The organism is Streptomyces sp. NPDC059499 (genome assembly GCF_042749285.1).
Classification (GTDB): domain Bacteria; phylum Actinomycetota; class Actinomycetes; order Streptomycetales; family Streptomycetaceae; genus Streptomyces.
Genome location: NZ_JBHYTT010000004.1, coordinates 127073 through 137912, shown reverse-complemented (window position 1 = coordinate 137912; position 10840 = coordinate 127073). Strand labels below are relative to the sequence as shown.

The 10840-nt window shown below is 69.4% G+C and carries 10 protein-coding genes; 4 read left to right on the top strand and 6 right to left on the bottom strand.

Annotated features, from left to right (window positions below):
• Positions 1-105 precede the first annotated feature (105 nt).
• Positions 106-1563 carry an MFS transporter gene (locus ACFW9O_RS12410; RefSeq protein WP_384608106.1) on the bottom strand — a complete coding sequence of 486 codons (1458 nt, stop codon included), beginning with the start codon at positions 1561-1563 and terminating at the stop codon, positions 106-108.
• Positions 1564-1726: 163 nt separating this feature from the next.
• Here ACFW9O_RS12410 and ACFW9O_RS12405 point away from each other — a divergent pair, with 163 nt between their 5' ends.
• Both ACFW9O_RS12405 and ACFW9O_RS12400 read left to right on the top strand, forming a co-directional pair.
• Positions 1727-2182 carry a MarR family winged helix-turn-helix transcriptional regulator gene (locus tag ACFW9O_RS12405; protein ID WP_384608103.1) on the top strand — a complete coding sequence of 152 codons (456 nt, stop codon included), beginning with the start codon at positions 1727-1729 and terminating at the stop codon, positions 2180-2182.
• 101 nt (positions 2183-2283) lie between these two features.
• The gene (locus ACFW9O_RS12400; RefSeq protein ID WP_351182169.1) at positions 2284-3729 is read left to right on the top strand and encodes a glyceraldehyde-3-phosphate dehydrogenase; all 1446 of its coding nucleotides are present in this window, start codon (positions 2284-2286) and stop codon (positions 3727-3729) included.
• Between the two features lie 121 nt (positions 3730-3850).
• On the opposite strand, the gene ACFW9O_RS12395 is transcribed toward ACFW9O_RS12400, so the two are convergent.
• Positions 3851-4117, bottom strand: coding sequence for a hypothetical protein (locus tag ACFW9O_RS12395; protein WP_351180263.1), 267 nt, complete (start codon positions 4115-4117; stop codon positions 3851-3853).
• 95 nt (positions 4118-4212) lie between these two features.
• Positions 4213-4986, bottom strand: a complete 774-nt coding sequence (locus ACFW9O_RS12390) for an SAM-dependent methyltransferase (protein WP_384608100.1) — start codon at positions 4984-4986, stop codon at positions 4213-4215.
• Between the two features lie 112 nt (positions 4987-5098).
• Between ACFW9O_RS12390 and ACFW9O_RS12385 the strand changes: the two genes are divergently transcribed.
• On the top strand, positions 5099-5683 hold the full coding sequence (locus tag ACFW9O_RS12385) for an AAA family ATPase (RefSeq protein WP_384608097.1): 585 nt from the start codon (positions 5099-5101) through the stop codon (positions 5681-5683).
• Between the two features lie 48 nt (positions 5684-5731).
• On the opposite strand, the gene manD is transcribed toward ACFW9O_RS12385, so the two are convergent.
• The 3 genes from manD to ACFW9O_RS12370 form a co-directional block, all read right to left on the bottom strand.
• Entirely contained in the window at positions 5732-6946 is a 1215-nt protein-coding gene (gene manD, locus ACFW9O_RS12380) for a D-mannonate dehydratase ManD (RefSeq protein WP_384608095.1), read from the bottom strand.
• Between the two features lie 200 nt (positions 6947-7146).
• The gene (gene argG, locus ACFW9O_RS12375; protein WP_384608092.1) at positions 7147-8592 is read right to left on the bottom strand and encodes an argininosuccinate synthase; all 1446 of its coding nucleotides are present in this window, start codon (positions 8590-8592) and stop codon (positions 7147-7149) included.
• Positions 8593-8750: 158 nt separating this feature from the next.
• Positions 8751-10007, bottom strand: a complete 1257-nt coding sequence (locus ACFW9O_RS12370; RefSeq protein WP_384608090.1) for an MFS transporter — start codon at positions 10005-10007, stop codon at positions 8751-8753.
• Positions 10008-10462: 455 nt separating this feature from the next.
• On the opposite strand from ACFW9O_RS12370, the gene ACFW9O_RS12365 reads away from it, so the two are divergent.
• Positions 10463-10831 carry a VOC family protein gene (locus ACFW9O_RS12365; RefSeq protein WP_384608087.1) on the top strand — a complete coding sequence of 123 codons (369 nt, stop codon included), beginning with the start codon at positions 10463-10465 and terminating at the stop codon, positions 10829-10831.
• Positions 10832-10840 lie beyond the last annotated feature (9 nt).

The following is a 10840-nucleotide window of genomic DNA, read 5'->3' as shown; positions in this document are numbered from 1 at the left end:
TATCTGATCGGGGCAACCCCCCGCCGGCGCCCCGTCCCCGGGGACCACCTCCGGCCGCGGCGTCCGTCCGCGCCGGGGGGGTGCCCGGGCGCGGAGGCACGGGTGTCAGGCCTTCACCGTGGCCTGCTCCTCGACGGCGGTCCCGTCGGCCTTCTTGCCGACGACCCCGGCGGCGCGGGCGGCCGGGATGACCGCCGCGATCAGAGCGGCCACCAGGGCGACGCCGCCTCCGATGACCAGGCCGGCGCGGAAGCCGTTCTCCGAGGTGAGGCTGAAGCCGCCCATGGTGATGTTCATCTGGGACAGAACCACTCCGACCACCGCGGCACCGATCGAGGTTCCGAGGGATCGCATGAGTGTGTTGAAGCCGTTCGCGGCGGCGGTCTCGGAGAGCGGCACCGAGCTCATGATCAGCGCGGGCATCGAACCGTAGGCGAGGCCCACACCACCGTTGATGACCAGGCAGACGAGCATCAGCCCCCAGGCGGAGCCCATCAGGACCAGCGACAGGCCGTAGCCCGCGGCAATGACGAGTGAACCGCAGACCAGGGTGAACTTCGGGCCCCGGGCGTCGGTGAGCTTTCCGCCGAACGGCGAGACGAGCATCATCATGATGCCGCCGGGAGCCATCCACAGGCCCGCGGCGAGCATCGACTGGCCCAGGCCGTAACCGGTCGCGTCGGGGAACTGCAGCAGCTGAGGGATGATCAGCATGCTGGCGTACATACCGAACCCGATGAACACCGAGGCGAGGTTGGTGAGCAGCACCCGGGGGCGGGCCGTGGTCCGCAGGTCGACCAGCGGATCCCGGGTGCGGGTCTCCCAGAAGCCCCAGGCCAGCAGGACCACGACGGCGGCGGTGAACAGGCCGAGCGTCTCCGTCGAGCCCCAGCCCCACTCGGCGCCCTTGGAGACGGCGAGCAGGAGGCAGACCAGGCCCACGCCGAGACCGATCGCACCGGGTGCGTCGAAACGCTGGCCCTTGGCGCCCGCCGGGATGTCCGGGATCATGAACCAGATCAGTGCCGCGATCGCCACGGCGAGCACGGCCGAACCCCAGAAGAGCACCCGCCAGCTCGTGTACTGGGCGACCGCAGCGGAGATCGGCAGGCCGAGACCGCCGCCGATGCCCATGGAGGCACTGACCAGCGCGATGGAGGAGCTGAGCTTCTCCGCAGGGACCACGTCACGCAGCAGGGCGATGCCGAGGGGCACCATGCCCATACCCATGCCCTGCAGACCGCGCCCGACGATCATGGGAACGACGGAGGACGCGAGCGCGCACACCACCGAACCCACGATGAGGGGTACGGAACACGCGAGGAGCATCTTGCGCTTGCCCAGCAGGTCACCGAGCCGTCCGGTGACGGGTACGCACACGGCCGCCACCAGCAGGGTGACCGTGATCACCCAGGCGCTGTTCGCGGACGAGGTGTGCAGGATCCGGGGCAGCTCCCCGATCAGGGGCGTGACCAGCGTCTGCATGATGGCCGCCGTGGTGCCGGCGAAGGCCAGCGTGGCGACCACGGCGCCTGCGCGGGCCGTGGGCTGGGGGGCTTCCATGAAGGGATTCCTCGCATATCTGTCGGGTTGCAATATGCATCGTACACATCGAATGTATCGAGCACGTTATATGTGCGATGCACATGGTCGTGCGACACTTGAGCTCCGGCCGCGGCACCCCGCAACGTGCCGGTCAGGCGGAAGCGCAGGAGGCGGCGCGCACATGAGCAGGCCGACGTACGAGGTCGAGTACGAGCAGATGCTGCTCAGCCGCCACGGACTCCTGCAGCACAGAGACGGGCGCGCCAAGGAGGGCAGGCTGGAGCGCAGCGCCTACATCCTGCTCAGCCGCCTGCGCGTCCAGGGGCCGATGTCGATCGGCGAACTGAGTGACGCCTTCGGGCTCGACGCCTCCACCCTCAACCGGCAGACCGCGGCCGTGATGCACACCGGACTGGCCGAGCGCATCCCCGACCCCGCAGGCGGGATGGCCCGCAAGTTCCGCATCACGGACAAGGGCGCCCGCCTTCTCGACGAGGAGCGCAAGCGCACGGTCCGCTCGCTGCGCAGGGTGATGGCCGACTGGCCGGAGCAGGACATCGCCGCCTTCGCCGCCTACCTCAAGCGGTTCAACACCGGCATCGAGCGGCTCGGCGGGCGGCCCTGGCCGCGGCCGTGACCCGGTTCGACACCGGGCTCGAGGCACCCGAGGCACCCCCTGCATGATCAAAAGGCCGTCGGGTTAGCATATGAGCGCCTCCTAGCTCGAAAGATAAACCTGTGACTGTCAATGACGACTCGTTCACCAACTGGAAGATCCGCGAGGAGATCGCGGAATCGATGATCCCCATCATCGGGAAGCTGCACCGGGAGGGGGACGTCACCGTTCTCCTCCACAGCCGCTCCTTGGTGAACAAGTCGGTGGTCAGCCTCCTCAAGACCCACCGCTTCGCGCGCCAGATCGCCGGTGAGGAACTCTCGGTCACCGAGACGCTGCCGTTCCTGCGGGCTCTCACCACGCTGGACCTCGGCCCTTCCCAGGTCGACATCGGCATGCTCGCCGCGACGTACAAGGCCGACGACCGCGGCCTCTCGGTGGAGGAGTTCACCGCCGAGGCCGTCTCCGGCGCCACCGGTGCCAACAAGATCGAGCGCCGCGAGCCGCGCGACGTCGTCCTCTACGGGTTCGGCCGCATCGGCCGCCTCGTCGCCCGCCTGCTCATCGAGAAGGCCGGCTCCGGCAACGGCCTGCGGCTGCGCGCCATCGTCGTCCGCCAGGGCGGCGAGCAGGACATCGTCAAGCGCGCCTCGCTGCTGCGCCGCGACTCCATCCACGGCCAGTTCCAGGGCACGATCACGGTCGACGAGGCGAACAGCACCATCGTCGCCAACGGCAACGAGATCAAGGTGATCTACGCCGGCGACCCGTCGGAGATCGACTACACGGCGTACGGCATCAACAACGCCATCCTCATCGACAACACCGGCAAGTGGCGCGACCGCGAGGGCCTGTCGAAGCACCTGCGCCCCGGCATCGACAAGGTCGTCCTGACCGCGCCGGGCAAGGGCGACGTGCCCAACATCGTGCACGGCGTCAACCACGACACGATCAAGCCCGACGAGCAGATCCTGTCGTGTGCGTCCTGCACCACCAACGCGATCGTCCCGCCGCTGAAGGCGATGGCGGACGAGTACGGCGTGCTGCGCGGCCACGTGGAGACCGTCCACTCGTTCACGAACGACCAGAACCTGCTGGACAACTACCACCCGTCGGACCGCCGCGGCCGGTCGGCTCCGCTCAACATGGTCATCACCGAGACGGGCGCCGCGTCCGCGGTCGCCAAGGCGCTGCCCGACCTCGACGCGCCGATCACCGGCAGCTCCATCCGCGTTCCGGTCCCGGACGTCTCGATCGCGATCCTCAGCCTGAGGCTCGGGCGCGAGACCTCGCGTGAGGAGGTCCTCGACTACCTCCGCAACGTGTCGTTGACGTCCCCGCTCAAGCGCCAGATCGACTTCACCACCGCACCCGACGCGGTCTCGAGCGACTTCATCGGCTCGCGGCACGCCTCGATCGTCGACGCCGGTGCCACGAAGGTCGACGGCGACAACGCGATCCTCTACCTCTGGTACGACAACGAGTTCGGCTACTCCTGCCAGGTCATCCGCGTGGTTCAGCACGTGTCCGGGGTGGAGTACCCGACCTACCCGGCCCCGGCGGTCTGATCGCGGCGGACCGCCGGGTCCGCTCCGGTCCGCCGTCCGGCGGAGGGCACTGTGGGAGAGCGACCGATCCGGTCGCCCTCCCACAGGCATGTCCGGCCCGGAAGGGATGACGGGACAGACCTCAGGGACTGTCCCCGTGCCAGTGGAAGCGGCGCGGTTCCACCGCCCGCGGGGCGTAGTGGGCGCGGCCGCCCGGACCGTAGCGGCCGATCTCCGTAGGCAGGGCGACCGTTTCGTGACGGGCGGGGTCGGGCCAGTCGGTGACATCCAGGAGAAGCCCGTCCAGCGGTCCGCCGACCAGCTCCACATACGCGCGGCCCGGAAGCGGTCCGGCATCCTCGTGGTCCGCCCCGTAGACCCTGCCGCGCATGAACTCCAGCTCATCCATACGGGCAGCATCGCAGTTGGCACTGACACCGGCTGCTCGTGTTCCGCCGGTCGCGAGGCGGCGTCGGGCAGAAGATCCTTGCCGGCCGGGCACGCTCACCCGGCGCTCGGCCTACGGGCGGTGACCAGTGCGAAGCTGAGGAACTCACCGGCGTCCTCGGTGAGCATGTCGATCACGGGCTGACCGGATGCCCGGCTCTCCGGCAGGAACTCGGCGCCCGCCCGGGTCCACAGCAGCCAGTCCTGCCAGGCGTCCGGCTGCAGCCGTGCCGCCGTGACCGTCACCAGTTCGGTGATCTCCCATTGGAAGCGCCACCACTCGGCCGTGTGCCAGGCGATCGCCTCCCATCCGACGACTTCCTTGATGTGCGGGGGAATCGCTCCCAGGTCCCGGACCTCACGCTTCATCGCGGGTGTCGCCATGCCCAACTGCCCACCCGGCCGCAGAAACCGGAGCAGATACGGCAGGTAGTTGTCCGCCGTGCCGAAGTACTCGAACGCGTCGATGCTGACGATGGCGTCGAAGCTCTCCTGTTCGAACGGCAGGACGTGCGCCTCCGCGTGCACGGCTTCCACACGGTCGGCGACACCGGCCTCGGCGAAGACGGACGCCGCCTCTTCCGCGCCGATCCACCAGTCCGCCGCCACGACCTGGACGCCGTACTCGCGCGCCAGGAACACCGACGTCGCACCCTTGCCGGAGCCGAGGTCGAGGACCCGCATGCCCGGACGCAGGTCGAGGTCCCGAGCGAGGTCCTCCAGCAGCCACAACGGGTTCGGACCCATGTCCAGTCCGAGGAGCCAGGTCGGGTCGTAGCGGGCCGAGCGTGGATAGCGGTCCGGGCGTATCAGGTCATCAAGGAAGGTCACGGCCACGACCCAAGTGGGTCGACACCGTCCGCGCAACCCGATATCGATGGTGCTCCAGGGAGAAACCCTCCATGAGGATCCGAGCGCCGCAACGCAGGAAGCGAGAGCGGAAATGACCGGAGCGAGGAAGTCCCGGACACCGGGAGCCGAGGGAACGCGAGCACCTGTCGTACTGATCACGGGTGTCATGGCAGCGGGGAAGTCCACGGTCGCCCAACTGCTCGCCGAGCGGCTGCCGAAGGCCGCTCATGTCCGCGGTGACTTCTTCCGCAGGATGATGGTGTCCGGCCGTGAGGAGCTGATGCCTGAAGAGACCCCCGAGGCCCTTGCGCAGTTGTGGCTGCGCTACCGGTTGTCGGCCGCCACCGCAGACGCGTACGCGGCGCAGGGCTGGACCGCGGTGGTCCAGGACGTCATCCTCGGCAAGGACCTGGCGGACTACGCCGCCCTGATCAGGACCGAACCGCTCCACATCGTCGTCCTGTCCCCCGAGCCGGACGTCGTGGCGGCACGGGAGGAAGGCCGGGCCAAGACCGGTTACGGCGCCTGGACCATCGAGGCCCTCGACGCGTCGCTGCGCGAGGACACCCCCCGCCTGGGCCTGTGGATCGACAATTCCCGGCAGACGCCGGAAGAGACCGTGCAGACCGTTCTCGACCACATCGACGGCCTCGAAGGCTTCGCGGCGGACCGGTGACGCGGGCGGGTCGGCCACGATCCCCGAGACGGCCTTCCTGACCGGCTTTCACCAGTCGTGGACAGTGCCGTCCTGGAGACGGTTGACCGGCAGGTAGGCCGCCTCGTAGGGGTGGGCGGCCGCCGCCTTCTCGTCGAGTTCGACGCCGATGCCGGGTGCCTCTCCCGGGTGCAGGTGTCCGTCGGTGAACGTGTAGGCGTGCGGGAAGACCTCCTCGGTGAGCGGTGTGTGGCCCGAGTACTCCTGGATGCCGAAGTTGTGGACGGCGAGGTCGAGGTGTACGGCCGCCGCCATGCCGACGGGGGAGATGTCCTGGGGGCCGTGCACGGCGGTCTTGATCTGGTACAGCGCGGCGAAGTCGAAGAGCTTCCGCAGCGGTGTGACGCCGCCGAAGTGGGTGACGGCGGACCGCACGTAGTCGATCAACTGCTCGGTGATCAGGGTTTGGTAGTCGTGAACGGTGTTGAAGACCTCGCCCACGGCAAGCGGTGTGGTGGTGTGCCGGCGCACCAGGCGAAGGGCCTCCTGGTTCTCCGCGGGCGTGCAGTCCTCCAGCCAGAAGGGCCGGTACGGCTCCAGGTCCTTGCCGAGCCTCGCTGCCTGGATCGGTGTGAGCCGGTGGTGCACGTCGTGGAGCAGAGGCAGTTCGCCGCCGAACTCGGCGCGTACGGCGTCGAAGACCGCGGGCACGTGGCGGAGGTAGGCGTCGGTGTCCCAGTCCTCCACCAGCGGCCGGGCCTGCTGGTGGAGGACCGGCGAGCCGTCGTCGTCCGCGGTGTGCACCCCGTACACGGCCTTCAGGCCGGGGATGCCCGACTGGATGCGGACCGCCTGGTACCCCTCGTCGAGACGGGCCCTGACGGAGTCCAGGAGTTCGGGGATGTCACCGCCGTTGGCGTGCCCGTAGGTACGGACACGCTCGCGGCTCGCACCTCCGAGGAGCTGGTACAGCGGCAGACCGGCGGCCTTGGCCTTGATGTCCCACAGGGCGACGTCGACGGCGGCGAGCGCGGCCATCGTCACCGGTCCGCGCCGCCAGTAGGCACCCCGGTACAGGAACTGCCACGTGTCCTCGATCCGGTGCGGGTCCACACCGATGAGCAGGGGCGCGATGTGGTCGGTGAGGTAGCTGACGACGGCCAGCTCCCTGCCGTTGAGCGTGGCGTCGCCCAGGCCGGTGAGGCCCTCGTCGGTCGTCAGTTTCAGCGTGACGAAGTTCCGGCCGGGGCTGGTGACGACCACCGTCGCGTCGACGATCTTCATGCGGGTGCTCTCTCCGGTGCGGTGGGTGTGGCGAACGGGATCGGCCTTTGTGGCACCCGGCCAACCCTGCACCACACAGGGCTGCGCCGGGACGGCGGGGGCGAACGGCGAAGGCCGGCTCGACGCCGTGGGCGCCGAGCCGGCCTGTCCGGTGGTGCGACCCCCGTGGGGGCGCCGAGTCTTCCGCTCGGCGGAGCCGGTCAGTCCGTGCCGAACTCCATCGCGGCGCGGTCCAGCATCTCGTCGTCGTCGGAGACCTCGCCGCGGGAGGCGATGGCCTCGGCGCCGCCCTCCGGCAGGGTGCCGATCAGGCCGGTCGCGGCCGCCTGGGCGGCACCGATGGCCGGGTTGGCGGTGCCGATCAGGCCGAGTCCGGCGTACTGCTCCAGCTTGGCGCGCGAGTCGGCGATGTCGAGGTTGCGCATCGTGAGCTGGCCGATCCGGTCGACCGGGCCGAACGCCGAGTCCTCGGTGCGCTCCATGGACAGCTTGTCCGGGTGGTAGCTGAACGCCGGGCCCGTGGTGTCCAGGAGCGAGTAGTCCTCGCCGCGCCGCAGCCGCAGTGTCACCTCGCCCGTGACGGCCGTGCCGACCCAGCGCTGGATCGACTCGCGCACCATCAGCGCCTGCGGGTCCAGCCAGCGGCCCTCGTACATCAGCCGTCCGAGGCGCCGTCCCTCGTTGTGGTACTGGGCGAGGGTGTCCTCGTTGTGGATGGCGTTGACCAGGCGCTCGTACGCGGCGTGCAGCAGGGCCATGCCGGGCGCCTCGTAGATGCCGCGGCTCTTGGCCTCGATGATCCGGTTCTCGATCTGGTCCGACATGCCCATGCCGTGCCGGCCGCCGATGGCGTTGGCCTTCATCACCAGGTCGACGGGGGAGGCGAACTTCTCACCGTTGATCGTCACCGGGCGGCCCTGGTCGAAGCCGATCGTCACGTCCTCGGTGGCGATCTCGACGGAGGGGTCCCAGAACCGCACACCCATGATGGGGTCGACGGTCTCGACACCGGTGTTCAGGTGCTCCAGGGTCTTCGCCTCGTGGGTGGCGCCCCAGATGTTGGCGTCGGTGGAGTAGGCCTTCTCGGTGCTGTCGCGGTAGGGGAGGTCGTGGGCGAGGAGCCACTCCGACATCTCCTTGCGGCCGCCGAGCTCGGTGACGAAGTCCGCGTCGAGCCAGGGCTTGTAGATCCGCAGGTGCGGGTTGGCGAGCAGGCCGTAGCGGTAGAACCGCTCGATGTCGTTGCCCTTGAAGGTCGAGCCGTCGCCCCAGATCTGGACGTCGTCCTCGAGCATCGCGCGGACCAGCAGGGTGCCGGTGACGGCACGGCCCAGGGGCGTCGTGTTGAAGTAGGCGCGCCCGCCCGAGCGGATGTGGAACGCGCCGCACGTGAGTGCGGCCAGGCCCTCCTCGACCAGCGCCGCACGGCAGTCGACGAGGCGCGCGATCTCGGCACCGTAAGCCTTCGCACGGCCGGGCACGGAGCCGATGTCGGGCTCGTCGTACTGGCCGATGTCGGCGGTGTAGGTGCACGGGATGGCGCCCTTGTCGCGCATCCACGCGACCGCGACCGAGGTATCGAGACCGCCCGAGAAGGCGATGCCGACACGCTCGCCGGCGGGAAGGGAGGTGAGGACCTTAGACATAGGAAGATTATGCATCATCTCGCATGCCCATGCAAAACCCGGGTCGCAGGGCCCCGCCCGGGCCGGCACGGACATCGGGTCCACGAGGCCTGATGCGTCAGCCCCAGCGGCTACGGGCGTCGACGGATCCTCGCACTCGGAGCAAACGTACGGCGCGCTCAGCCTCCGCTGCCGGAGGCCAGTCCGGAACGGTCGGCATCGTGGTGCGGCCTCTCCTCCATATGCGCCGGACCAGCCGCCGGTCCCGGGGGACGCAGGGCGGAGGCGCCGAGCACCACGAACAGGATCAGGAGCGCGGGAATGCCGAGGGCCACCGGGAGCCCCGTGAGGGCGCTGACTCCACCGATCACCAGGGGACCGATGAGGAAGCCGACGTACCCGAGGCTGACGACGAGGGACAGCGCCGCTCCGGCGCGTGCGGGATCACGTTGCCCCGCGGCCGAGTAGACCTGTGGAGCGATGCAGGACATCCCGGCGCCAAGGCACGCGAACCCGATGACGCCGGCCACCGGGTGGCCGATCAGCAGGGCCGCGGTCATGCCCACCGAGGCCAGAACCCCGCAGCCGCGTACGAGCGGCACGGGCCCGAACCGCTCGGCCAGCCGGTCGCCGAGCAGTCGCCCGACCGTCATGGCGACCGAGAACGCGGCGAACGCCGCCGTGGCGAAGGCCGGCGTACTGCCGAGGCTCTCGTGCAGGTAGACGGCGCTCCAGTCCGCGGCCGTGCCCTCCCCTACCAGCGTGCACATGGCCAGGGCCCCGAGGAACAGGAGGTAGTACGAGCGTGGGACGCCCCCGCCGCCGGCTCCTGCCGAAGGCGCGAGCGATGCCGGCGGGACATCCTGCGGCAGGGCCCACGCCGCGGCCCACACCGCGAGCAGCACCACACCGGCGCCCACGGCGGCGAAGGTGACCTCGGGGCTCACGTCCTGATGCGCGAAGAGCCCGCCGATCGCGGCGCCCAGGAAGCCGCCGATGCTGTAGACGGCGTGGAACGACGACACGATCGGGCGGCCCCATGCCCGCTGGACCTCGATCCCGTTCGCGTTCATCGCGATGTTCAGGGTGCCGTGGACGAGACCGAAGAGAAAGAGCGCGAGCATGAGGGTGACCAGCGTCGGCATGAATGCCGGAGGGATGAGCAACAGCCCTTCGAGGAGGGCCGTCGGCACCATGACACGCGTACTCCCCCAGCGGTCGACGAGTCTCCCCAGGCCCATCATCCCGGCGATGGCACCCACGGCGAAGGCCAGCAGGGCAAGGCCGAGCAGTCCGTCACCCAGCCCGAGGTCCCCCTTGATCGCGGGGATGCGACTGGTCCAGCAGCCGAGGGCTGTACCGAACAGCAGGAACAGCAAGGACGTGGCGACACGCGCCCGCACCAGTGAGCGACGTGCTGCGGGCTTCGGGTCCACGCGAGGCATCTCCATCCGTTGACGCGCCAGTTCTGCTGCTGTTCCGCTTCGGGGATCCGGTTGTCCGCCGGTACGTCTCCCTTGAGCGGGGATTCGCGCAGATCGGTTCCGGTGGGTCCGACGGGTGCACGGGCGTGGCTCGTCGGCCGGGCCTCCAGACGCTGCCGTATCGCTGCGATTCCGGGAGAGAGAGCGCTCTCCGCCTCCGGCCGCAACCTTAGAAAGTTCCCCCAGGAGTGTCAACGGGCCCCATACGTAAGCGAGTTAACGCCAGGAACTCCCACGGGTGGGAATCGATCGCGTCCGGCCAGGGACGCGCGATCTCTCCGAAGGATGGATTCGACACTCGGATCGAGGCGTGAGGAATCAATCGGCTCGCGCACCGTGGAACTGATCAATACCGTGTGGCACCCGACGAGTTCGAACCCTCTCGTCCCGGACGTCACGGAGTTGCCATGCCCCTACAGATGAAGCTGACGGCGATCACACTCGACTGCGCCGATCCCGAGGCGATGGCCGCGTTCTACCGGGAGGCCACCGGCTTCGAGCTTCACCCCGGTTCCGGCGCCGACTTCGCCGGCGTCACCCGCGCGGACGGGCTCGCCATCGGCTTCCAGCGCGTCGATGGCTATCGGGCTCCGCGATGGCCCGGTCAAACGGTGCCGCAGCAGAGCCACCTCGACTTCACGGTCGATGACCTCGACGAGGCGGAGTGCCTGCTGCTGGAACTGGGCGCGTCCAAACCGGAGCACCAGCCGGGCGGAGACAGGTGGCGGGTCTTCACCGATCCGGCCGGGCATCCCTTCTGCCTGACCGGGGCCTGACGCCGGGGC